We start from the raw sequence: 23614 nt of genomic DNA, 5'->3' as shown, positions 1-23614 counted from the left end.
CACCGCCCGCGGGTGGGCATCGTACGTGCCGTCATCGTAGGTAATCTGCCGTGTGCGCGGTGGACCCGGACCGCGGCATCCCAGCCAGCCGATCACAGACGCACACCTGGAGGCCACTGTGGCGACGAAGACGGCGACCGGCGGTCTCAGCCGGATCACCATCGTGGCCCCGCGTACCCGGATGGACCTGGCGCTGCCGTCGGACGTGCCGTTGGCCGACTTGCTTCCCACGCTGCTGCGCTACGCCGGTGAGGACATGGCCGACGAGGGTGCGCGGCACGGCGGCTGGGCACTGTCCCGGTTGGGCGGTGCGCCCCTCGACGGTGGTCGTACCGCGGCGCAGCTCAGCGTCCGGGACGGTGAGGTGCTCTACTTCAACCCCCGGTCCGACGCCGCGCCGGAGATCGTCTTCGACGACGTGGTGGACGCGGTCGCCACCGCGACCAACCAGCGCCCAGGCGCCTGGCAGGTCGGCGCGACCCGATCCTTCGCTGTGGTCTTCGCGGCGGCGGCGCTCGGCGCCGGCGCGCTCGCCGCCCTCTTCGCCGGTCCGCCGCACCTGCCCGGCGCGCTGGCCGCGCTGCTGGTCGCGGTGGCGCTGTTGGTGGGCGCGGCGGTGCTGTCCAGGGCCGCCGGTGACAGCGGCATCGGCGCGGTGCTGGCCCTGGTCGGCCTGGTGCACGCGGCCACCGGTGGCCTGCTGCTGCTGGCCGGTGATCGGGCGCTGAACGACCTGGCCAGTCCGCATGTCCTGCTCGCGGCGACCGCCGCGGTGGTAGCCGGCGCGGTGGCGGTGCTGGCGGTCGGCGACCGGTACCCCCTCTTCTTCGCCGCGATCGGGGTCGCGGCCGCGACCGGCCTGGGCGCCGTGCTCTGCCTGGCCCTCGGCCTCGACGCGGCGGCCTCCGCCGCGGTGGTCGCGGCGGTCGCGTTCGGCGTGGTGCCGGCGCTGCCGATGATGGCCTACCGGCTGGCCCGGCTGCCGGTGCCGTCGATTCCGACCGGTCCGGAGGACCTGAAGACCGACAGCGAGTCGGTGGACGGCCGGCAGGTGCTCCAGCAGAGTGAGCGCGCCGACGCGTTCCTGACCGGTCTGCTGTGGACGGTGTCGCTGCTGGTGCTGGGCGCGCAACTCGTGCTGGCCCTGGACGGGCGCCTGCCCGCGGTGCTGCTCTGCCTGGTGCTGGCCCTGCTGGCACTGCTGCGGGCCCGTCCTCTCCTGGGCCGGGCGCAGCGCACCCCGGTGCTGCTGGCCGGCACCGTGGGTCTGGGCCTGGCCGCCGCGACCACCTTCGCCGGTGGGTCGCTGCCGGTCCGGCTCGGCCTGATCCTGGGCGGTCTGGTGCTCGCCGCGGTGATCAGCCTGATCTACGGTCTGACCGTCGCCGGCAAGCGCATCTCGCCGGTCTGGGGCCGCCTGCTCGACATCGCCGAGATCCTGCTCATCATCTCGCTGGTGCCGCTCGCCTTCTGGGTCTGCGGCCTCTACGGCTGGATCGTCAACCTCCGCCCCTGACCGTGCGCCCCCGCACCGGTCAGCGCGACCGCAGATCGGTGGAGACGCCCAGCGCCGACGCGACCGGAGCGGTGGCGTAGACCCCCGGGCCGTGCTGACCGTCCATCGGCCGGGTGGACGCGCCCACCCGGCCGGCGACGTCGCGAACCACCTTGACCAGGGCCTCGACGTGGTTGTCCATCGCCGCGACCCGCAGCAGCGGTGCCGCCACCCGACCGTCCGACGAGACGGTCACGGCCACCGTGTGCGACGGCGCCGAGGTCGCGGTGATCGCGTCCACCAGCGGACCGAGCGGCGCGTCGAAGCGGCCCCGCAGCGCCATGCAGCGGTGCGTCCAGCCGCCGCCGCGCAACCCGCGCCAACTCTCGGCCGGCGCCTCGGGCACCAGGTCGAGGCCGGCAGCCGAGACGATGGCCGCACGCAGCTCCTCCCGGCCCAGTGGGCGATGTGCCAGCCCCGCCGAGGTCAGCGCCTTGCCGAGCCGGCCGATGCCGGCCGCCACCGTCCGGTGTACGCCGGTCAACCCGCCGCCCCGGCTCACCGCCTCGACCCGGGCGTCCCGGACGGTGAGCCGCACCGCCACCCAGACGGTCCGGTGAGCAGCCGGCGGCGCGCCGGGTGCCGGGTACCAGACCAACGTGTGCGCGACGACCTGGGCCCGGGAGACCGGGGCGCTGAAGTCCGCGAGCACCCGCAGCGCGCGGTCCACGGCGGCGGCGTCGACCGAGCCGACCGCCGCACCGGTGGCGGACTGCAGGGCGACGGCGGCGAACCAGCCCTGGTCGTCGCGCCCGATGCCGAGCCGGGTGCCTCGGTCGGTCAACTCGATGACGCTCAGCTCGGGAGCGAGCGCAGCCAACCTCGGGTCGGTCGCCGTGCCGCTGGCCAGCGCTGCCGACGCCCGGTCACCACGTCGCCGCAGACGCCGGCGCAGCAGCAGGTCCTCGAACCACCAGCGGCCACCCCGACGGGCGAAGGCCGCCAGGACGACCAGCAGCGAAGCGACACCCGCCGCGGCGAGCACCCAGCTGGGTCCGGCCGTGGCGGCCCAGACGCCGACCACGCACAGCTCCAGTACGACGAGCTGCCCGACCAGCACGGGGCCGACCCGTCCACGGCCGGGCTGCTCGGCCGGGGGCGCCGGCCGGGTCGGAACGTCGACAGGGTCCGTGACCGCTCGGACGGGTGGCGCCTGAACCTGCGTCATCGCTGACTGTCCCTCCTGCACGGTACGACTCTGCGCCGGGTCTTCTCCGGTGCCGGCCACGAGCGGTGGTCCCTAGGAACCACAGTCGGCCCCTTATCGTAGGGAAGCCCGCGACGGCACCCCGACCCTGATCGTCGCGGATCCACCCCGCCGGAGGTAAGTCATGCGGACCCGCCGCGATCAGGTGCAGGCGTACCGCTTCGTCACCCGCCGCATCGTCTCCGCCTTGCTGTCGGGCGATCCGGAGACCACCAACCTGCCGATGCGACGGCTCGGCATGGCCGTCTTCGGCAGTGTCCTCACCGCGGCCATCGTGCTGGGCGGGGTCGGGGCCTACGGCCAGTTGACCGGTGGCGCGGCACCGCTGGACGACCAGACCCTGGTCATCGAACGGGAGACCGGCGCGACGTACGTGTTCATCGAGGGCAAGTTGCACCCGACGCTCAACTACACCTCGGCACGCCTCATCGTGAACGATGCGAGTGCCCAGGTGCGGACGATGTCCCAGGCGTCGCTGCGGGACCGGCCCCGCGGCGTCACCGTCGGCATCGTCGGGGCACCGGACGCCCTGCCGGACCGCAAGTCGCTGACCGGCCTGCCCTGGTCGGTCTGCGACGTGCCCGACCCGGTCGACCGGCAGCGCTCCAGCACCCGGCTGGTGATCGACCGGGCGCTGCCCGGCGGCACGCCGCTGGGTGACCGGGCGGTGCTGGTCTCGGTGAACGACCAGCGGTACCTGGTCACCAACAACACCCGACTCCAGCTGCTCGATCCGTCCCGCACGATCACGGCGCTGCGGATGGCCGGCACCGAGCGACTCCAGGTCGGACAGCAGCTGCTCAACGCCGTGCCGGCCGGGCCACCGCTGCGCCGGCCGTCACTGCCCGGCGAGGGTCAACCCAGCAGTCGCACTGTGGCAGGGCAGACGTACGACGTCGGTTCGGTGTTCAAGGCCGCCGGGCGGCACTACGTGCTGACCCGGGACGCTCTCGTCTCGATCAGTGAGATCACCGCTCTGCTGCTCGTCAGCAACGGCGGTCGGATCACCGACATCACCCCGAACCAGGCCAGCGAGGCGTTCGAGGAGCGGCGGATCGAGGAGGAGGGGGTGCCGGCGACGATGCCCGCCCTCTACCCGGCCCAGCCCGGTCAGACCACGCTGTGCGCTACGTACCGCAAGGGCAGCGCGGGCGGCCCGCCGACCACCACCCTGGAGGTCTTCGACCGGGTGCCGACCGAGTTGACCGACAGCGATCCGGGCCTGGTGCCGGTGCGCCAGACCAGGCGCGACGCCGTACGCACCGCTGAGGCGGTGCTGCTGCCCGGCGGCAAGGGTGTCATCGCGCAGGCCTCGCCCGGTGCCGGGACCAGCGGTTCCGGTGCCGCCGGGTCGACGATCTACCTGATCAGCCCGCAGGGCATCCGGTATCCGCTCGCTTCGGCGGAGACCCTCGACGTGCTCGGTTACGGCGGGATCACCCCACTGGCGGTGCCCGGCTCCCTGCTCGCACTGATCCCGACCGGGCCGACGCTGGACCGCGAGGACGCGTTCGCCGTCTTCGCTGCCGACGGGCCGGCACCGACCGCACCGCCGTCGACCGCGCCGAGGTCGGGCTCGCCGTCAGCGGCACCGCCGTCGGGCACGCCGTCCGCCGCGCAACCGTCGGGGTCGACATCGTCGAGTCCGGCCAGTGGCACCCCGTCGAGCGGTGGGACCGGCGGGGGGTCCACGGAATCGACCGACGCCGACGGCTGAGCAGCTTCGACGGGTCGCCCGGAGTCGCACTGGTGGACTAACCTGGATGCCGCTGACGGTTGTCAACCAGAACGACGGGGATGTTGCCATGGCCGGGCGTACGGAAGTCGACCTGTTGTCCCTTGAGGACTTCCACGAGCACCTGGCGTCGCGGTTGAGCCAGGCCGAGTCGGTGCTGCGCAAGCTCAACACCGAGATGCAGTGCCGTCCTCCGGCTCTGGGCTCGTTCTTCGACGCCACCGACAAGGCGCGTCGCTACAGCGAGGTCCACCAGTCCTATGTCGACCAGGCCGAACGGATCCGGCAGGCGGTGCTGGCGGCACAGCAGGCGACGAGCACGATCCTGAACAACTACCGCACCGCCGAGGCGCGTAACGCGGCAAACGCCGACGATGTCACCGCCGCGCTGACCCCGGTCGACCGGGCGTTGCAGCCGAAGGAGGACGGGCGTGTCTGACTACACCCAGCGCTACCAGGGCAACAGTCACCAGCAGCTGTACGACGGCCTGATGGCGGGCAAGCCGGAGCAGATCGAGGGCGTGGCCACCCAGTGGGCCGAGCTCAAGGGCATCCTCGACGGTCTCGGCCGGGAGCTGAGCGGCGACCTCGACAAGCTCGCCAACACCTGGACGGGTTCGGCGGGTCAGGAGTTCCACCGGCGACTCAGCTTCATCGTCGCCCACACTGACGCGTTGGGCGAAGGGATGGCCGGCATCAGGCAGGGGTTGACCATGATGGCCGACCATCTGCGCGACGCCCACAAGCAGGCTGAGAGCCCGGAGGAGACCGACGACAACGACAAGGCGATCGGCGGTGCGATCAAGGGTGGCGCGGTCTTCGGTCTGACCGGTCTGATCGTCGGAGGCATCGCGGGTCACCAGCAGGACAAGGCAGAGCAGGAGAAGGCCCACCAGCGGATGGTGAACCTGGTGGCCGGCCTGGCCAACAGTTACGAGATCTCCGCCTACGACCGGGTGGTCGAACCGCCCCCACCGGACCCGGACACGCCGACCACCGCCCGGAAGGACCCGACGACGCCACAGAGCGTCTCGGCGATCGCCCGGGTGAGCGGCGGCCCCCACACCGGCGCCGACACCGGGCGCAAGGGTGACGCCACCATCTCGACGCCCGACCATGTCGCCCAACTGCCGGGCGACGGTTCGACGCCGGGCGAGGTCGGCGCGGTCACCGGCGGCGGGGCGGCTGTCGTCACCGTTCCGACCGGCGCTGGCAGCGACCTCGCTGGCGGCGGCACATCCCTCGCCGGAGCCGACCCGCTTCTCGGCGGCGCGCTGCTCGGCGGGGGTGCCGCCGGGCTGGTCGGGCTGTCCGGGCCGGCCGGCGCGCCCACCGCGGCGAGCACCGGCCCCGGCCTGCTCTACGGGGCGCAGGGCGGGGCACCGGCCGGCGGGGTGTTGCGCAGCGGCGCGCTCGCCGGCTCGGGCAGCGCGGCCCCCACCTCGGCTCGACCGACCGGCGGTGGCGCGCCCCCGGCGGAGACCCGTGCCGCCAACGGGGTCGGGCGCAGCATCGACGGCCAGCGTGGTGGGAGCGGCGGCCGTCCGGCCATGACCGGTGGCAACGCCCGGCCGGGGTCCGGCGGCGGTCGTCCCGGTGTGCTCGGCGGGCAGGGGCGTGCGCAGGACGACGACTCCGACGAGCGGCTGACCTGGCTGACCGAGGACGAGATGGTGTGGCAGGGCGACGAGAGGCCTGCGCCCCCGGTGCTCGGCACCGGCGACTGACCACGGCCCACCGATTCACGGTGCCCCCGATCGGACCCGATCCGGTCGGGGGCGTTGCCGTTCCTGGGCCCTGATCGGCGGCGTCCACAGTGCGCATGGTGGTGGCGGTCACGCCCGCGCCGTCCATCGCCGTGCTGCGGTTGGCCGGAACTGGCGATAGGTTGGTCGGGTGCCTTCCGTAGCGTCCGTCCGCCCAGCCAGGTGGGCTGCGCTGCGGTCACTGCGGGAACTGACCCGCCTGGCGGTCACCGCACTGGTCCTCGCGGTCGGCCTCGGTGCCGCTCTCGCCGCGACCCCACCGCCCACCCCCACGCAGCTGCGGCCCAGCGCCGTGAGCAGCCGGGTGGCGAGTGTCAGCCCCGACGCCGGCCCGGCCGACGAGCGAGCCGACCAGGCCGCTGAAGCCCCGCCGGCTGGCACGCTCGACACCGCCACGGCGACCGGTCCGGTCGCGGCTAGCCCGGTGCACGTCCCGGCCGCCGATCCCGGCCGTGGCTCCCCCGCGCGACGCGGCCCACCCGCCGCCCGCTGAGCCAGGCCCGGCGATCCCCGGGGCCCGATCCCGGCTGATCCTCCCGCACGGCACCTGAGTTCGCCGTCCACGGATCATCCCGCCACCGTGCCGACCGGTGCTGCCGCGCCTTCCCGCCGCCCGTCGATACCCGCCTTCGACCGCGAGGTGCTGTTACATGCAAACCATCCTCTCCGCCGTCCTGCCCGACCTCTCCCGGGCCGCCGTCATCTGGCTGAGCCTGCTCGGGGTGGTAGCCGTCGTTGTCTCCGCTCTCCTGCTGCGACCCGGCCGGCTCCGCTTCGACCCGGGTTCCCGGATCCGGCGCGCCGCAATGCCGAGCCAACTTGAGCAGGCCCAGGAGGAGCGGGAGCAGAGCCGTTACGCGCAGGAGGTCGCGGTGGCCGCCGAGCGGGCGACCACCACCGTGCAGCGCCGCCGGGCGGAGTGGGTGGCCGCGCAGGAGGCGGTCGAAGCGGCCTGGTTGACGTACGAGGCGGCCGAGGCTGGCGTACGGCGGTTGGACGCGGCGGCCGCCATGCCGCTGCCGCACACCGCGCGGACCCCCGCCGAGTACGCGGACCGCGAGCGCTACCTGCACCGGGCGGCGCTGGATGCGTACTGGCGGCGGGACCTGTCGGTGGAGCAGCTCAGCGACGTCTTCGCGCACCGCGACGGCTGGGACCCGCGACTGCACCCGGTCGAGCAGGAGCTGGTGCTCCAGCGGGCGATCCGGGACAACCTGGCGGCCCGGCACGCCGCGGCCCGCGAGCGGGAGCAGAGCGCGTGGCGGGCGGCGGAGTTGGCGGTTGCCGCGGCTCGCAGTCTGCGCGAGGAGGCGCACGCCGCGAGCGGGCGACGGGTCGCCGAGTCCGCGTCGGTGCTGCCGCTGAGCGAGGTTGCCCGGCCGGTGGGCGCGCAGCCCCGGGAGAACGTCGAGCAGACCCGGGAGAACAAGGTGACCGCTCGCGGCCGTGCGACGGTGCCCGCGTTCTGAGCCGCGCGGGCTCGGGTGGGTTAGCGTGACGGCATGTCCCGACAGGCGTGGGTCCTCGTGGTGATCGCCAGCATCCTGGCGCTCGCCACACTGGTCGGTGCCGTGGTGCTGGCGGTGCGGGTGGTGCGTACCCGGCGGATGCTGACCGGGCTGGGCGCCGGCGGCAAGGTCGCCTTCTACGGGGCGCTGATCTACACGATCTTCCCGGTCGACGTGCTGCCGGACCCGATCTACCTGGATGACATGGGGGTCCTGGCCGCCGCGCTGATCTACCTGACCCGGCTGGTGCACCAACGTCGGGCGGCAGGTCGCCAGCTGCCCGGTCAGCCGGACGCCCCGCCGGATCGGGGCCAGGTGCGCCGCCGCGTGCCATGATCGGGGTCGGTTCGGCGGACAGGGGACGGGCATGGCGGGCGATCATCGGTTGGACGTGCACGATGAGCGGGTTGTCGCCTTCTGCGCCGAACGACACCTGGCGACGCTGACCACCCTGCGGGCGGACGGCACCCCGCACGTCGTACCGGTCGGGGTGACGCTCGACCCGGCGGCCGGCCTGGCCCGGGTCATCACCTCCGGCGCCTCCCGCAAAGCCCGTCAGGTGGCGGCTGCCGGCGAGGCTGGCGCGGCGGTGGCCGTCTGCCACGTGGATGGCCGCCGCTGGTTGACCATCGAGGGCCGCGCGGTGCTGCGGTCGGATCCGGCCGCGGTGGCGGAGGCCGAGCGGCGGTACGCCGAGCGGTATCGGACACCACGCCCGAATCCGGAGCGGGTGGTCATCGAGATCACCGTGACCAGGTTGTTGGGCAGCCTCTGAGCTGACCGTCTGTCCCCGATGACCGGTTCGGGTCGGGCAGGGACGCCGTGCGGGCCCGGTGCCCTCAGCCGGCGGAATTCTCCGTGGAGCAGAGCCGTTACGCCCTCGGTACGCCCAGGGCCGAGACCACAGGTGGTCGGCCCCCGTGTTGCGCCGAGCGCCATTCCCGGTGCTGCCGCCCTCCGCTTGTCGGAGCCGACAACCCCCGAACGGAGACTCGACCATGAACCCGATCGTCCAGAAGAGCGGCCTGTCCGTCGTCGGCCTGCTCGTCGCCGGCGGCTGCGCCCTCGGCCCGGCGGTGGCCGCGCAGGCCGCGCCGGCACCCGCCGCTCCGGCTTCGCCGAGCCAGACCGACAGGCACGCCGAGCGGGTCCTCGGCGTCGACTACCAGGCCCAGCCGAACTTCTACTACTGCGGCCCGGCCGCGACCAGGATCGCGTTGTCCGCCCAGGGCAAGGCGCTCTCCCAGGACGAGGTGGCCCGGCTGCTGGGCACCACCGAGGCGGGCACCCCCTCGGCCCTGGACACCACCCGGGTGCTCAACGAACTGACCGGCGGCAAGTACCGGACCACCGAGATCCGTGATTCGGTGGCCCGCCCCGACCAGGTCGAGCAGCTGCGCCGTGACGTGCTGGCCGCGGTCGACGCCGGCCGCCCGGTGGTGGCCAACATCAAGGGCACGACAGTGGACACCGACGGCAACCCGCACTCGTACGAGGGTGGCCACTACCTGACCCTCGTCGGCTACCGCGACGGTGGTGACACGATCCGGGTCGCCGACCCGGCCGACCCGGCGTTGGGCGAGTACTGGATGAGCCTGCCGAAGGTCGCCAACTGGATCGCCGAGCGCGGCTACTCCTCCTGATCCGGACGCTTCACCGGGCCGGCCTCTCCCGTGCGGGGAGGCCGGCCCGACCGTTGTCACGGCGGTTGGCGAGGTGCGCGCGTCGGCGGGCTCGGGCGGCTCGCGTCGGTGGGGCCCTGTGCAGTTGTCGGTGGAGTGGCGGGTGGATCTCCGCCTCGCCGGCTCCGGCCGCGCGGCGCACGATCCGGTTGGCGTCCTCCGGTTCGGAACCCGCTGCCCGGAGCAGGTCGCTGGCTGCGGTACGCAGCCCGGTGACGAGGGATTCGCCGAACGACTTGACCCCGGTCGCCGATGCCCGCCCGGCCAACTCGGCGCACTGCTCGACCAGTCGACGGGTGCGCTGGGTGTCGTCGCCGACCTTGCACTCCGCACGCATCTCCGCCACCGCCTGACCCAGTCGGGCCATCGCGTCCGGCAGCTCCGGTGGGATCGGCTCGTCGTACTGCAACGCGGTGGTCGACCAGCGGGCCATGGCGCGAGTGTCCAGCAGTAACCGCTCCAGGTGGCCCGCGCTGCGGGCGTAACGGTGGTACTGCTGCCGGCGGTGCCAGCGCACCGGGGCGATCGTCACCACCTCCTCGGCGCCGCTGAGCGCATCGTGCAACCGGCCCAGGTCGTCCTCGGTGCTGCGAAGCCGGTCGAGAACGCCCATGGTCCGGGCGACGTCGCGCTCGCGCATCGCCTGCGCCAGCTCGTCGAGTTGCTCGCAGAGGATCGCGAAGATCGGTGCCGCGGCCCGGTCCAGCACCCGCATCGGATTGATCGGCAACAACAGCGCGACCACCACCAGGCCGACCGCCCCACCGACGAGCGCGTCGAAGATGCGGGGCACCTCCAGGCCACGTTGCATCGGGGCCAGCGTGGCGATCAGCACGGCGGTACCGCCGGCCTGGCCGACGAGCGGACCACCCTTGCCGGCCACCAGCAACGCGCTGGCGATGGCCAACGCGACCACCACGCCGGTCTGCCACGGTCCCGAGCCGAGCAGGAATCGCAGCGTGTCGCCGATGATGATGCCCAGGGCCACGCCGCCCAACAGCTCGAAGGTCCGGCGGGCCCGCTGCCCGATGGCGGTGGCGATCGTACCGACGGCGGCGGCGGGGGCGAAGACGTGCGATCCCTGGCCGAGCAGATTCTTGGCGAGCAGGGCGGCGATGGCCGCGGCCAGCCCGGCCTGGATGGAGATCACCAGAGTGACCTCCCACTGCCGGGCCCGGATCCGGCCGGCCTGCCCGCCACGGTGCCGCACCCGCCGGACCGTCCGCTCGGCGGTCTCATCGAACCGCGACTGATCGCGGTCGGCGGGTGGGCGTTCGTCGGCCATGGCGGCGGTTACCCCGGCGGCGGCACAGCAATCGTGGCGGCCGGGCACCACAGCCCCCGCAGGTACCAAAAACAACGTCGTACGCATCGTCAACCGTGGGTTTGTGCAGCCCCGTGGGGGTACCAGAGCCACACACCTCCCACCGATCCGCAACCGGTAAGGGGCCGTGACAATGACCAATCCACCGAACACCGACGACCACGACGCCGTCGACATCCTGGTCTCCGATCATCGTGCGATCGAGGCGGTCCTCGTCGAGTTGGCGACCCGGCAGGGCACCGCCGAGCACCGCCGCCACCTCGCCGACGTGGTGATCGCCGAACTCGTCCGCCACTCGGTGGCCGAGGAGGCGTACGTGTATCCGATCGCCCGAAAGGTGCTGCCCGACGGCAACGAGATCGCCGATCGGGAGATCGCGGAGCACGCCGACGCCGAGCGGACCATGAAGGAGCTGGAGTCAGCCGACCCGTCCGACCCCCGCTTCGACGAACTGCTCGCCCACCTGACCAGCACCGTCCGACACCACGTGGCGGAAGAGGAGAAGGAGCTCTTTCCGCGGCTGCGCGCGGCGACGGCCCGGGAGGAGCTGGTCGAGATCGCCGCCCGGGTGACGGTGATCAAGGAGATCGGGCCGACCCGGCCGCACCCGGGAAGCCCGGAGCACCCACCGGCGAACAAGCTGCTCGCCCCCGGCATCGGCCTGGTCGACCGGTTGCGCGACGCGTTGAGCGGCCGGCCGACCACGATGGACGAGTTACGCGACAAGCGCTGATCCGCATCGTCCGGACCCGGCACTCCCGGGTCGCCGAGGCTCGGCGGCCCGGGAGAAGCGCGGCGGGTCAGCGGACCTGATCGCCCTCGCCGGTGCGCGCCTGGGCCTGGTCGACGCCCTTGTCGATCTGATCGCCGTACTTGCCGCCGGTGCGCTTGTCGGCCATGTCGCCGGCCTTCTCCGCACCCTGGTCGACCTGCTTGTCATGCTTGTCCGCGAAGTCCTTGGCCTTGTCCATGAAGTCACCCATGGCGTTCCTCCTCAGTCTGGTCCGTCCCCTTCGCGTTCCCTCGGCCGGACCACCCAAACGCCGCCGCTCCGGACGTGATTGGCGAACACCCACCGGCGTCACTCCGGCCGACGTACGATCCGCGCGGGCAACGGCCAGCGATTCGGGTGTCGGGGCACGACCGACCGGGTACCGACCTCGTCGACATCGAGGAGGACCGACATGGCCGCAGAGGTACCCGGACCGACAGGCGGCCCCGGGCCGCGCCAGACCTGGGCGGCGCTGCCGTGGCTGGTCCGGACCGCTGTGTTGTGGAGCGCCTGCCTGGTGGTGATCGCCGCAGGGCTGTACCTGCTCGGCCGGATCGCCGTCCTGTTGGCGCCGCTGGCCATCGCGCTGGCCGCCACCATCTTCCTCACCGCGCTGCTGGATCCGGTCCTGCTGCTGCTGCGCCGGTTGCGCCTGCCGACGGCGCTGGCCGCGCTCTGCACCGTACTGCTGCTGCTCGGCATCCTGGTCGGCGTCGGCGCTCTGGTGTGGAACCTGACCGCCAGCCAGTTCGATCAGCTCAGCCAGGAGTTGACGCAGGGGGTCGAACGCAGCCGGGACTTCGTGACGTCCACCCTTCCGGTCAGCGAGGCACAGCTGGACCGGCTGGTCGACCAGGCCCGGGAAGGGCTCAGCGGCAGCTCACCCGACCCGGTGGCCGGCGCCCGGACCGCCACCGAGGTGTTCGGCTCCGCGCTGCTGGCTCTGGTGCTGCTCTTCTTCCTGCTCAAGGACGGCCGGTCCATGTGGCACTGGGTGCTGTCCCGGGCGTCCGGCCCGAACCAACCAGTGCTGGCCGAGGCCGGCCGTAACGGTTGGCAGACGTTGGGCGCGTACAGCCGGGGAACCATGTTCATCGCCGCTATCGACGCGCTGGGCATCGGGCTGGCTCTCGTGGTGCTGCGGGTGCCACTAGCCCTGCCGCTGGCGTTGATCACGTTCCTCGGCGGGTTCGTGCCGATCATCGGGGCGACGGTGGCCGGCGCGGTGGCGGTGCTGGTGGCGCTGGCAGCCAACGGGCCGACCACAGCGCTGCTCACCCTCGCGGCGGTGATCGCCGTGCAGCAGATCGAGGGCAACCTGCTGGAGCCGCTGGTCATGAAGCGGCAGGTCCGACTGCATCCGGCGGTGATCCTGGTGGCGGTCACCGCTGGCACGCTGATCGCGGGTATTGCTGGGGCGTTCGTCAGCGTCCCGATCACCGCCGTCCTCTGGCGCGTCATCGACACCGTCCAACAGCGCCGCTCGGCCTCGGCTCTCCTGCCCTCGGAGTGATCATCATCGACCGAGGTGCGTGGTGAACCAGGTGCCAGCCTGATCGGCGACCTGCTCAAGGGTGCCGGGCTCCTCGAAGAGATGGGTGGCGCCGGGGATCACCCGCAACTCGCCGACCTCCCCCAACTCGGCCAGCGCCCGCTCGTTGAGCGTGATCACCTCTTCGTCGAGCCCGCCGACCAGGAGCAACGTCGGGGTACGCACCTGGGCCAGCGCGTTCCCGGCCAGGTCCGGCCGACCACCCCTGCTGACCACTGCGGCCACCCGATCGGCGCGGGACGACGCCGCGACCAGGGCAGCGGCAGCACCCGTGCTGGCCCCGAACAGGCCGATCGGCGCATCGCCGGCAGGACGCTCGACGGCCAGCCAGTCGACGATCCCGGCCAGCCGGCTGGCCAGCAGCCCGATGTCGAAGCGCAGTTCGGCTGTTCGCGCGTCCACCTCGTCCTCGGCCGGAGTGAGCAGGTCCGCCAGCACCGTCCCGAGCCCACTGTCGTTCAGCGTCCGGGCCACCGCCACGTTGCGCGGGCTGTGCCGGGAACTGCCGCTGCCATGCGCGAACAGCACCACGCCGACAGGCTGGGCGGGCAGCGTCAGGTCGGCGGGGAGTTGAGCGTCCCCGACCGGGATGGTCACGCTGCGCTGCTCGTCCATGCCCCACCTCCGCGTACTCGCCGGTGGCCCGGTTACCCCGCCAGCCGCCGGGCACGCACGCCGCGACGGCGTTCACCCGAGGCCGTGCGCCCGCTGCCGGGCCGCGTTTGTCGGCTGGGGCGCCGGGTACGCGACGAGCGACCGCAGACCGTGTCGGCGCAGCCGCGCCCCGACGGATCGCGAGGATCGCCATGGCCAAGCAGCAGATTTCCCGGCAGCAGCAGCTGACCGAGCGAGCCCAGCGTGAACAGGACGCCGAGCGCAACCAGGACGTCGGGGACCAGGATTTCGGCGACCAGGCCGCTTCGGCCCGGCTGCCCGACGACCCGAAGGCGGCGGCGCCCCGGGACGCGATCGGGCGTCCGTCCACCGGCGAGCCGGTCTGATCCACCTCGACCGGCGAGCCGGTCTGATCAACCTGGGCCGGCAATCCGGTCTGATCAACAGCGCGGGCGGGGCGGGAAGACTCCCGCCCCGCCCGTCACTGTTCGCGTTCGGGCAACCGCAGCAGCGGGGACCGGCCCGGTGGCTGCTCGGGCGGCGGGCCGGACGGCTCGGCCGGCGGCACCGGTACCGTCACCGGCTCGTCGCAGGTCACCCGCAGTACCTGGTCATGGTGGCGCAGCTCCACCACGTCGTCCGGGCCGCCGTGTCGCAGCGAGTACGTCGTCTGGTGCGGCCGGACATCCACCCGCAGCGACAGCCCCCGCCACTGGAGTGAGAACTCCAACCGGCTGAGTCGGCTGGACAGCCGGGGGGCGAAGGACAGCTCGCCGTCGTGGTCGCGTAGACCGCCCAACCCGCTGACCAGGGCGAGCCACGCGCCGGCCAACGACGCCATGTGGACGCCGTCGCGGGTGTTCTCGTTGAGGTCGTGCAGGTCCATCAACGCGGCCTCACGCAGGTAGGTGTGCGCGAGTTCGGGGTGGCCCACCTCGGCGGCGAGCACCGACTGGGTGCACGCCGACAACGACGAGTCGCGTACGGTGCGGCGCTCGTAGTAGAGGAAGTTGCGCACCTTCTCCTCGGGTGTGAAGGCGTCGCCCCGCCAGTGCATGGCGAGGACCAGGTCGGCCTGCTTCACCACCTGCTTGCGGTACAGCTCGAAGTACGGGTAGTGCAGCAGCAACGGGTACTTCTCCGCCGGTGTGTGCGTGAAGTCCCATTCCTGGAGTCGGGTGAAGCCCTCGACCTGCTGGTGGACCTCGAGCTCATCGTCGTACGGGACGTGCATGGAGGTGGCGGCGTCCCGCCAGCTCGCGGCCTCCTCGTCGGTGACCCCGAGGTGGAACGCCTCGTCCCGGTGGCGCATGACCACGTCGGCGGCGGCGAGCAGGTTCCGCTGCGCCATCAGGTTGGTGTAGACGTTGTCGTTCTTCACTGCGGTGTACTCGTCCGGGCCGGTGACACCGTCGATGTGGAACTGCCCGTGCCGGTCGTGGTGACCGATCGAGCGCCACAGCCGGGCGGTCTCCACCAGCAGCTCCAGCCCGATCTCCCGTTCCAGCTGGGTGTCCCCGGTGACCATCACGTAGCGGCGCACGGCGTCGGCGATGTCGGCGGCGATGTGGAAGGCTGCCGTTCCGGCCGGCCAGTACCCGGATGATTCCGGGCCGCCGATGGTGCGCCAGGGGAAGGCGGCGCCCTTGAGGTTGAGCGTCTCGGCGCGTTCGCGCGCCGATTCCAGCGTGCTGTGTCGCCACTGCAACGCGCTGCGCACCGCGCTCGGCTGGGTGTACGTGAGCACCGGAAGGACGAACATCTCGGTGTCCCAGAAGGCGTGTCCGTCGTAACCGGGGCCGGTCAGCCCCTTCGCCGAGATCGGCCGCTGCTCGGCCCGCGCGCCGGCCTGCAACACGTGGAAGAGCCCGAAGCGGACCGCCTGCTGCACCTCCGGGTCGCCCTCGACCAGCACGTCGGAGGCGTCCCAGAACGCGTCGAGGTAGTTGCGCTGCTCCCGGTGCAGCCCGTCCCATCCGTCGAGTCGGGCGCCGGCGAGTGCCGCGCCGACCTGGTCGCGCAACGCCGGCAGAGAGCGGCGACTCGACCAGCTGTACGTCAGATACTTGATCACCCGCAGCTTCTCGCCGGGCTGGAGCACGCAGGCGATGGTGGTCCGGACCCAGTCCTGGTAACCCTCGGACTCGATGGTGGTGTGGTCCGGGCCGTGCACCTCGTGCTCCATGGCGGCGGCGACCCGTAGACCGGAGACCTTCGTGCGGTGGATCAGCTGGCCGCCGTCGGGGGTGGTCAGCTCCTCCTCGGCCAGGAGAGGCGACTCCAGCACCGCCGCGACCCGGGGGTCCTTGCTCTGCGCGGGCAGCGATTCGTTCGCCACCAACTCGGACTGCACGATCAACCGCAGCGGGCCGTCGACGGCCTCCACCTCGTAGCTGATGGCGGCCACGGACCGCTGGGTGAACGAGACGAGACGGGTGCTGCGGACCTTGACCTCCCGGCCGGCGGGCGAGCGCCAGTGCAGCTCCCGGTGCAGCGTGCCGGCCCGCAGGTCGAGGATCCGCTCGTGGGCGATCAGCTCGCCGTAACGCACATCGAGCGGTTCGTCGTCGACCAGCAGCCGGATCAGTTTGCCGTTGGTGACGTTGACGATGGTCTGCCCGGACTCGGGGAAGCCGTAGCCCGCCTCCGCGTACGGCAGTGGACGCAGCTCGTAGAACGAGTTGAGGTAGGTGCCGGGCAGGCCGTGCGGTTCGCCCTCGTCGAGGTTGCCCCGCAGGCCGACGTGCCCGTTGGAGAGCGCGAAGACCGACTCGGACTGGGCCAGCACGTCCATGTCCAGCCGGGTCTCCCGGACGTGCCACGGCTCGACCGGGTAGGCGCGCTCCCGAATCATCCGGAGCCTCGTTCGGCGGCGAGCGGGTCGGTGGCGGTGCGGTTCGGCGCCGGAGGGTTCGCGCCGTCGAGCAGGTCGGCGAGGTCGGTCACCACGATGTCGGCCCCGTGGGCCAGCAGCTCGTCGGCCTGCCCGACCCGGTCGACGCCGACCACGTAGCCGAAGCCCCCGGCGCGGCCGGCGGCCACACCGGAGAGCGCGTCCTCGAAGACGGCGGCCTGCGTCGGATCGACGCCGAGCAGCCTGGCACCGGCGAGGAACGAGTCGGGGTGTGGTTTGCCGCGCAGCCCCTGCGTGCGGGCGACGATCCCGTCCACCCGCGCCTCCAGCAGCGGCTCCAGCCCGGCGGCGGCCACCACCTCGCCCCCGTTCGCGCTGGCGGTGACCACGGCGCGGCGGAGCCCGGCGGCGCTCGCCGCCTTCAGATACCGCACCGAGCCCGGGTAGACCTCGACGCCTGCGGTACGCAGACGGTGCAGCAGCAGGACGTTCTTGCGGTTGCCCAGGCCGTTGACGGTCTCCGCCTCCGGCGGGTCGTCAGGGCTGCCCTCGGGCAACACGATCCCTCGGGAGGCGAGGAACGACCGCACGCCGTCGGCCCGGGGGCGGCCGTCGACGTAGCGGTTGTAGTCCGGGCCCGGGTCGAACGGTTGGAACGGTTCACCGGAGGTCGCTGCGCGCTGACTGAGGAACTCGTCGAACGTCTGCGTCCAGGCGGCGTTGTGTACGCGGGCGGTCTGCGTCAGCACACCGTCCAGGTCGAAGAGACAGGCGGTCACGTGAGCAGGTAGGCCCAGCACGGTACGAATCTATCCACCCTGCTGGGCACGCAAACCCGTTTCGGCCGCCCTGAGGTGTTTCAGTTCGGTCGCAGCGTCCAGATCACTGTCATCTCCGAGGTCGGCTTGCCGTCCTCGGTGGTGATCTGGACCGTGACGGGGAATTCCGGTCGTCGACCGGCGGCCAACTCCTCGGTCACCTCGGCCGCCGGCCGGCCGAGTCGCGCGGTGGCCAGCACCGGACCCATGGCGAGTTTCCGGTAGGCGATCTCGGCCCGGACGGCCAGTGGCACGGCCTGGTCGAGCAGTCGCCCGAAGGCAGCCAGCACGACCGCGCCGGAGGCCGTCTCGCCGAGGGTGAACATGGCGCCGGCGTGCGGCCCGCCGATGTGGTTGTGGGTGGCCGCCGAGTCGGGCAGCCGGACGACTGCCCGCACGCCGCCCTCCGCCTCGGGTGCCACCTCGACGAACTCGATACCGAGCGTGCGAGCGAACGGCACCGCTTCCAGCATGCCGGCCGCCACCTGGCGGGAGTCGATAGTCATGGCCTGACGTTACTCACCGGTAACCAGGCCGGCAACCAGCGACTTCGCCGCCATGGCACGGTCAGACGTCGTCAGCGCCAACCCACGTCGATCCGGTCGCCACGCTCGTCGAAGAAGTGCAGCGCGTCCATCCGTACCGAGACGGCGAGCGGGTGACCGGCGCTGACCGCCGGGTACGGCGCCAGCCGCACCGCCAGCTCCGCCGGGCGGCGGTGGTGCCGGCCCGGATCGGGCAGCACGCTGGTCTGGACGCCACTGGCCGGAGCCTCCTGCGCGTCCACCGGCTTGCCGGTGAGCCGCTGCATCACCGAGCCGAAGCGGCGTAGGCCGCGTTGGCCGACCGGCGGCGGGTCGAGCGGAGCACCCATCTCGTCGACCACGATCGCGGTCGCGCCGATGTCGAGGAACGCCAGCGACTCGTGCCCGTGGTGCTCCAGGTAGCGGATCCGCCCGCGCAGCACGTCGCCTGGGCTGTCCGGTGCGACCGGGGTGAGCGCCTCGGCCCGCATGCCGACCACGATCCGCTCACCGTGGTAGTGCGCCACCGCCCGACTGCGGATGTCGTTCCAGGGCAGGTAGAGCGACTGGTCACCGAGGTTGAGCGTGACGTACCGGTCGAGATGGACGTAGACCGACGCCTCCAGCAGGTTCATCCGTGGGCTGCCCAGGAACGCCGCGACGTAGAGCGTCGCCGGCCGGCCGTACACCTGGGTCGGTGTGCCCACGTCCTGAAGCACGCCGCGACGCATGATCGCCACCCGGTCGGCCATGGTGAGCGCCTCGGCCTGGTCGTGCGTGACGTAGACAGTGGTGACGCCCAGCTCGCGGGTCAGGCCGGAGATCTCCGCGCGCAACTCGGCGCGCAGGCCGCTGTCCAGGTTGGACAGCGGCTCGTCCATCAGGAACAGGCCGGGCCGGCGGACGATCGCGCGGCCCATCGCCACCCGCTGCCGCTGCCCGCCGGAGAGCTGACCCGGCTTGCGGGCCAGCACGTCACCGATGCCCAGCGCGCTCGCCACGTCGCTGACCCGCTCGCCCCGCGGCTCCGGCTCGACCCCCGCCAGTCGCAGCGGGAAGGCGATGTTGTCGCCGACCGTCATGTGCGGGTAGAGGGCGAAGTCCTGGAAGACCATGGCGATCCGGCGGTCGCGTGGGGGGAGGTCGTTCGCCAACTCCCCGTCGAGCATCACCGCACCGGTGGTCGGCTCCTCCAGCCCGGCGATCATTCGCAGCACTGTCGACTTGCCGCACCCGGACGGCCCGAGCAGCACCAGGAATTCGCCGTCGTTCACATCGAGGTTGATGCTGTCGACGGCCAGCGTGCCATCTCGGAAAACCTTGGTCACATCCTTGAGCGTGACGGTGCTCACCGTCTTCCCCCCCAGCGCGCGTTGGCCGAACCCCCCAAGACTGTGACCAGGATCATGGGTTTGTGACATCGGGTAAACGTCTCATGTTCGATCGATGACGCTGCTATTACACGACAGAAACCGCGATCAGCAGCGCGTTGACCGCTCGTCCGGCTCCCCGAGGAACACCCGCCGCACCACGCGCTCCGCCGCCCGCCCGTCGTCCAACGTGCAGAACCGGTCCCGGAAATGCTCGCGGGCCTTGGTCGCCGCGTCCGAGCGCACCCCGTCGGTGCGGAACAGATCGAGCAGATCGGCAAAAGTGGAGGCCACCGCGCCCGGCGGTTCGGCGGTGACGTCGAAGTAGACCCCCCGGGCCAGCCGGTACGCCTCCCAGTCCGGGGTGTAGAGCACGATCGGCCGGTCCAACACCGCATAGTCGAACATGGCCGACGAGTAGTCGGTGACCAGCACATCCGCCACCAGGTACAGATCCTCCACCCGTTGATGGCCGCTGACGTCCCTAACCCGCTCCCAGTCCCTCGGCTGGCCGGGGCGTCGATCACGGTCGTGGAAGTAGTGACTGCGCATCAGTAACCGGCCCGAGTCACCCAGCGCCTGGACGAACCGGTCCGGGTCGAACGGTGGCCGGTAGCCGGGCAGGTGCTCGCGGTGCGTCGGGGCGTACAGGACGACCTGTTCGTCGGGGTCGAGGCCGAACTCCGCGCGGAGTCGGCGCACCTCGTCCGGGCCCGCGGTGACCAGGCGGTCGTTGCGCGGGTACCCCACCTCCAGCGTGGTGTACGTGGCCGGGTACGCCCGGTCCCACATCTGGGTGGAGAAGCTGTTGGCGCTGACGCTGTAGTCCCAGCGGTCCACCCGGCGCAGCAGCCCGGCGAAGTCCATCCGACCCGCGCCGATCGGGTGGCGCTGCTGATCAAGCCCCATCACCTTGACCGGCGTGCCGTGGTGGGTCTGCACGTGCACCTGTTCCGGTCGCTTGCGGACGAAGTCCGGAAAGTTGACGTTGTTGACCAGCCACCGGGCGCGGGCGAGCACCCGGTAGTACGCCGGCGTGCCGGCCACCACGTACTCCACTCCGGCCGGCACGGCCTCCACCCGGTCCCGGCGCACCACCCACACCCCGCGCACCCCCGGCGCCAACCGGCGGGCGACCTCGTAGATGGCCGCCGGGTTGCAGGAGTAGCCCCGGTACCAGTACGCGGCGTACACCGCGAGCGTCGGGTCGACCGGCCGCCGCAACTCGGCCCGGTAGTACTCACGCAGCAGCCCGTCCCGGGTCAGCCGGGCACCGCGCCGGGCGACCGGGCCGACAGTGCGCCGCGCGGTGCGGGCCCGTCGACGGGCGGCGTCACGGGCCCGGCTGGCGGCTCGCAACGCGCTGAAGGTGCGCCACCGGCCGGAGGCGACAAGCTTGTGCTTGATCCCCTCGACCCCGTCCGGCACCGGATAGCCGCCGGGCGGCAGCCAGCGCTCGTAGTCCGCGGTGATCTGCGCGAAGAACGCCTCCCGCAGTTCCGGGGCGATCCGCTGACCGTTGCCGAGCACTGTCAGGTAGTGCCAGATCATCCGTTCGAAGACCGCCGGCCGCAGGGCCTCCGTCGCCGGCCCCCACGCATCCATCAGGTGGAAGACCCGGTGCCACTGCGGGAACACCTCGAAGTGCCGGTCACCCCGGGTCCGGGTGATCGCGCCGGCGCGGCGCTGGCGGTAGTTGACGCAGACCCGGTCGAGTACGCCGATCCGGTGCGCGGCCATCAGCACCGGGTAGCTGAAGGAGACATCCTCGTACCAGCCGGGCGCGAAACGCAACCCCAGGTCGGTGAGGAACTCCCGCCGGACCAGCCGGTTCCACGCGGTGTGCAGCAGGTGCATCGCCTGCGGCCGGTCCCGCAGGCGGAAGGTGCCCGGCCCCGGGGACTCCGGAAACACCTCGGCCATCGCGCTGCGGGTGGCGGTGTTGTTCCAGTGGGTGCGGACGTGGTCGACCAGCAGGACGTCCGGGCGGGTGACCCGCAACCGTTCGGCGACCTCGGTCAGACACTCCGGAGCCAGCCAGTCGTCGCCGTCGAGGAACCACACGTACTCGCCGACGGCCCGGTCCAGCCCGATGTTCCGGGCCGGACCGAGGCCGACGTTCTCCGGCAGCCGGACCGAGTGGACCCGCTGGTCGCGGGCCGCGTACTCGTCGATGATGTCGCCGCTGGCGTCCGGGGAGCAGTCGTCGACGGCGATCACCTCGATGTCGGTCTCCGGCTGACCGAGGATGGAGTCCAGGCACTCCCGCAGGTATCCCTGCACCCGGAAGGCCGGCACCACGAAGCTGATCAGAGTCATCCGGCCGCCCTCCGTCAGCGCGGCGCGGCACCTCCAGCGCCCGCCGGCGCCACCGACGCCCGCGCGCTACGGGCCGGTCGCACGAACCAGGCCAGGACGACGCTCACCACGAAAACCACGAGAAGGTACGCACCGAGTGTAGCCAGTCCGACACCCGCAATACCGGCGATCGCCGCGAGGGCCAGCAGCACCGAACGCCCCTCCCAGCCCAGCGTCGCCGCGTGCAGGGGCGGTGCCGCCTGCCGCTTCTCCAACCGGGCGGTCAGGTCGTAGTGGTGCACGGTGAGCACGAAGACGTACCCGAAGATCAGCCAACCGGGTGCCGCACCGACCACCCCGACCGCGATGGCGAACAGGTACTCGGCGGCCCGCAACGCCGCGGGCACCAGCCAGTCCAGCGGGCCGTTGTGCGCCGCCCCGGCCCCGAGGCCACCGATGAGCAGCACCAGCAGTGCCACCGGCACCGCCCAGCGCAGCCCGTCCGGGGCGTCGCTCAGCAGCGCCGCTACCAGAAGCACCGCCGGGCCGAGCGCGGCGATGACCGCCAGGGTCAGTGGCCCCATCGGGCGGACCACCGGCAGCCAGCGGGCCAACGGGCCGTCATCGCGGTGCAGGGTGGCGTCGACCGTGTCCAGCACCGGCACCCACATCCACCGGGCCCGCAGGGTCCGCAGCGCCCCGGTGTACGCGAACGCCAGCACCCCCCAGACCAGCACGGCGATCAGGCTGACCAGTGGGTTGAACAGCGCCACGGTCAGCGCGATCAGCGCCCACCGCTCACCGATCGGGAAGACCACAGTCCGCTTCAGCCAGTACGACACCGACCCGGTGTCCGCCTGCACCCGGGTCGACGCGGCGTTGAGCCGGTCGCCGATCCCGCCGCTGGCGTTCGTGGCCGTACGCGGGCGGCGGGCCGCCTCGTCGTGCAGCACCCCGTACCAGGTGTCGGTCATGTGCCGGACGGTCTGCAACGTCATCGCGGCGATCGCGAGCGCCCACCCGTTGCCCAGCCCAGCGTGGCTCACACCGAAGCCCAACCCGGCGTAGACCAGGTACTCCTTGGCCCGGTCCGCCATGGTGTCCAGCCAGCCACCCCAGGCGCTGAAGTGCCGGGTGTAGCGGGCCAGTTGGCCGTCCACGCAGTCGAGCACGAAGCCGAGGTAGAGCAGCACCGCGCCACCGACCAGCGCGGGCCGCCCACCGACCCCGAACAGCACCGCCGCGCCAAGCGCGAAGAGCACCGAGATCACCGTCACCCCGGTCGGGGTGAGCCGGAGCCGGGCCGAGAGCCGGACCAGGTACGGCGACCAGGTGCTGACGAAGTAGGTGGAGAAGAAGTCGTCCTTCTCCTTCACCGACAGCCGCAACTCGGCCCGGTCCTCGTCGACAGCGGTCACCGCCGCCTCGGCAGCGGTCAGCCCGGCCGGGTCCTCGACCCGGTGGGCGACGAGCAGGCGTACCCGCTGGGCGAAGACCAGGGTGCCGAGCGCCGTGAGGCCCGCGAAGAGCCGGTCCACGGCGGACCCGGGGCCACCGGCCGCAACCGACCCGCCGGCCCCGACCCCGCCGGCCGCCGGCAGCGGCGCCACGTCTCCGGCCGGGCCGATCGGCGCGGCGACGGGAAGCATCCCGGACGCGGCGGCCCGGGCGGCGGCCGCGAGGGTCGGCAGGTCGTCCACGCCGACCCGCAGCGCGCCGCCGAACACGCCCGTGGCAGCCCCGTCGAGGGCGTCCAACGCGCCGGCGTCGACCACCTGGCCGCGCTCCTCCCGCACGGCGGTCCGACCGGGCACCGGCGGGTCGCCGAGCACCAGCGCCACGGTGGGGCCCACCGGGCTGGTGGCCAGGTGCCGCAGTACGGCGGTGTGCGCGACCAGGTCGGTGCCGGTGATCAGCACCGGGGCGGTCGCGGTGGTGACCAGGTCGGACAACTCGTCGAGGGTGGCGGCGAAGCGCACCTCGTCCGCCCCGGCCAGGCGCAACTGGGCGGCCAACCGGTCGGCCAGTGGCTCA

Annotated in this window: 22 protein-coding genes; 12 read left to right on the top strand and 10 right to left on the bottom strand. The window is 72.4% G+C overall.

Annotated features, from left to right (window positions below; all coding sequences use genetic code 11):
• The first annotated feature begins 118 nt into the window (after window positions 1–118).
• Window positions 119–1516 carry a type VII secretion integral membrane protein EccD gene (gene eccD, locus ABZU43_RS03710; protein WP_355004997.1) on the top strand — a complete coding sequence of 466 codons (1398 nt, stop codon included), beginning with the start codon at window positions 119–121 and terminating at the stop codon, window positions 1514–1516.
• Between the two features lie 19 nt (window positions 1517–1535).
• Here the strand turns inward: eccD and ABZU43_RS03705 are convergent, their stop codons facing one another.
• On the bottom strand, window positions 1536–2723 hold the full coding sequence (locus ABZU43_RS03705) for a type VII secretion protein EccE (RefSeq protein WP_355004996.1): 1188 nt from the start codon (window positions 2721–2723) through the stop codon (window positions 1536–1538).
• Window positions 2724–2886: 163 nt separating this feature from the next.
• Here ABZU43_RS03705 and eccB point away from each other — a divergent pair, with 163 nt between their 5' ends.
• From eccB to ABZU43_RS03665, 8 genes are all read left to right on the top strand, one after another.
• Window positions 2887–4479 carry a type VII secretion protein EccB gene (gene eccB / locus ABZU43_RS03700; protein ID WP_355004995.1) on the top strand — a complete coding sequence of 531 codons (1593 nt, stop codon included), beginning with the start codon at window positions 2887–2889 and terminating at the stop codon, window positions 4477–4479.
• A gap of 46 nt (window positions 4480–4525) precedes the next feature.
• The gene (locus tag ABZU43_RS03695) at window positions 4526–4936 is read left to right on the top strand and encodes a hypothetical protein (RefSeq protein WP_355004994.1); all 411 of its coding nucleotides are present in this window, start codon (window positions 4526–4528) and stop codon (window positions 4934–4936) included.
• On the top strand, window positions 4929–6224 hold the full coding sequence (locus ABZU43_RS03690; RefSeq protein ID WP_355004993.1) for a WXG100 family type VII secretion target: 1296 nt from the start codon (window positions 4929–4931) through the stop codon (window positions 6222–6224). The genes ABZU43_RS03695 and ABZU43_RS03690 overlap by 8 nt, the downstream gene beginning before the upstream one ends.
• 169 nt (window positions 6225–6393) lie before the next feature.
• Entirely contained in the window at window positions 6394–6756 is a 363-nt protein-coding gene (locus ABZU43_RS03685) for a hypothetical protein (protein WP_355004992.1), read from the top strand.
• Between the two features lie 157 nt (window positions 6757–6913).
• On the top strand, window positions 6914–7732 hold the full coding sequence (locus ABZU43_RS03680; protein WP_355004991.1) for a hypothetical protein: 819 nt from the start codon (window positions 6914–6916) through the stop codon (window positions 7730–7732).
• Window positions 7733–7765: 33 nt separating this feature from the next.
• Window positions 7766–8107 (top strand): YkvA family protein, encoded by a 342-nt coding sequence (locus ABZU43_RS03675; RefSeq protein ID WP_091395179.1) that lies wholly within the window; start codon window positions 7766–7768, stop codon window positions 8105–8107.
• A 31-nt stretch (window positions 8108–8138) separates the two neighbouring features.
• Entirely contained in the window at window positions 8139–8546 is a 408-nt protein-coding gene (locus ABZU43_RS03670) for a TIGR03618 family F420-dependent PPOX class oxidoreductase (RefSeq protein WP_355004990.1), read from the top strand.
• 223 nt (window positions 8547–8769) lie between these two features.
• Entirely contained in the window at window positions 8770–9414 is a 645-nt protein-coding gene (locus ABZU43_RS03665) for a C39 family peptidase (protein WP_355004989.1), read from the top strand.
• A gap of 10 nt (window positions 9415–9424) precedes the next feature.
• Here ABZU43_RS03665 and ABZU43_RS03660 read toward each other — a convergent pair whose 3' ends face one another.
• Complete coding sequence (locus ABZU43_RS03660) at window positions 9425–10738, bottom strand: FUSC family protein (RefSeq protein WP_355004988.1); 1314 nt, start codon at window positions 10736–10738, stop codon at window positions 9425–9427.
• Window positions 10739–10910: 172 nt separating this feature from the next.
• Here ABZU43_RS03660 and ABZU43_RS03655 point away from each other — a divergent pair, with 172 nt between their 5' ends.
• On the top strand, window positions 10911–11510 hold the full coding sequence (locus ABZU43_RS03655) for a hemerythrin domain-containing protein (protein ID WP_355004987.1): 600 nt from the start codon (window positions 10911–10913) through the stop codon (window positions 11508–11510).
• A 67-nt stretch (window positions 11511–11577) separates the two neighbouring features.
• Here ABZU43_RS03655 and ABZU43_RS03650 read toward each other — a convergent pair whose 3' ends face one another.
• On the bottom strand, window positions 11578–11760 hold the full coding sequence (locus ABZU43_RS03650) for an antitoxin (protein WP_091395189.1): 183 nt from the start codon (window positions 11758–11760) through the stop codon (window positions 11578–11580).
• A 201-nt stretch (window positions 11761–11961) separates the two neighbouring features.
• Here ABZU43_RS03650 and ABZU43_RS03645 point away from each other — a divergent pair, with 201 nt between their 5' ends.
• Window positions 11962–13062 carry an AI-2E family transporter gene (locus tag ABZU43_RS03645; RefSeq protein ID WP_355004986.1) on the top strand — a complete coding sequence of 367 codons (1101 nt, stop codon included), beginning with the start codon at window positions 11962–11964 and terminating at the stop codon, window positions 13060–13062.
• A gap of 3 nt (window positions 13063–13065) precedes the next feature.
• Here the strand turns inward: ABZU43_RS03645 and ABZU43_RS03640 are convergent, their stop codons facing one another.
• Complete coding sequence (locus ABZU43_RS03640) at window positions 13066–13716, bottom strand: alpha/beta fold hydrolase (RefSeq protein ID WP_355004985.1); 651 nt, start codon at window positions 13714–13716, stop codon at window positions 13066–13068.
• Between the two features lie 191 nt (window positions 13717–13907).
• On the opposite strand from ABZU43_RS03640, the gene ABZU43_RS03635 reads away from it, so the two are divergent.
• Window positions 13908–14102, top strand: coding sequence for a hypothetical protein (locus ABZU43_RS03635; protein WP_355004984.1), 195 nt, complete (start codon window positions 13908–13910; stop codon window positions 14100–14102).
• A gap of 95 nt (window positions 14103–14197) precedes the next feature.
• On the opposite strand, the gene ABZU43_RS03630 is transcribed toward ABZU43_RS03635, so the two are convergent.
• From ABZU43_RS03630 to ABZU43_RS03605, 6 genes are all read right to left on the bottom strand, one after another.
• Window positions 14198–16570 carry a glycoside hydrolase family 65 protein gene (locus ABZU43_RS03630; protein ID WP_355004983.1) on the bottom strand — a complete coding sequence of 791 codons (2373 nt, stop codon included), beginning with the start codon at window positions 16568–16570 and terminating at the stop codon, window positions 14198–14200.
• Window positions 16567–17370, bottom strand: a complete 804-nt coding sequence (locus tag ABZU43_RS03625) for a beta-phosphoglucomutase family hydrolase (protein ID WP_355004982.1) — start codon at window positions 17368–17370, stop codon at window positions 16567–16569. The genes ABZU43_RS03630 and ABZU43_RS03625 overlap by 4 nt, the downstream gene beginning before the upstream one ends.
• A gap of 59 nt (window positions 17371–17429) precedes the next feature.
• A complete protein-coding gene (locus ABZU43_RS03620; protein ID WP_355004981.1) occupies window positions 17430–17894 on the bottom strand; it encodes a DUF4442 domain-containing protein in 465 nt (154 codons plus the stop codon).
• A gap of 71 nt (window positions 17895–17965) precedes the next feature.
• Complete coding sequence (locus tag ABZU43_RS03615; protein ID WP_355004980.1) at window positions 17966–19264, bottom strand: ABC transporter ATP-binding protein; 1299 nt, start codon at window positions 19262–19264, stop codon at window positions 17966–17968.
• A 126-nt stretch (window positions 19265–19390) separates the two neighbouring features.
• Window positions 19391–21601 (bottom strand): bifunctional glycosyltransferase family 2 protein/CDP-glycerol:glycerophosphate glycerophosphotransferase, encoded by a 2211-nt coding sequence (locus tag ABZU43_RS03610; RefSeq protein ID WP_355004979.1) that lies wholly within the window; start codon window positions 21599–21601, stop codon window positions 19391–19393.
• Between the two features lie 14 nt (window positions 21602–21615).
• Window positions 21616–23607, bottom strand: coding sequence for a DUF5941 domain-containing protein (locus ABZU43_RS03605; RefSeq protein WP_355005192.1), 1992 nt, complete (start codon window positions 23605–23607; stop codon window positions 21616–21618).
• Between the last annotated feature and the right edge of the window lie 7 nt (window positions 23608–23614).

The organism is Micromonospora sp. NPDC005205 (genome assembly GCF_040608275.1).
Lineage (GTDB): Bacteria > Actinomycetota > Actinomycetes > Mycobacteriales > Micromonosporaceae > Micromonospora.
The sequence above is the reverse complement of the archived record's forward strand: the minus strand, read 5'-3'. Positions and strand labels throughout refer to the sequence as shown.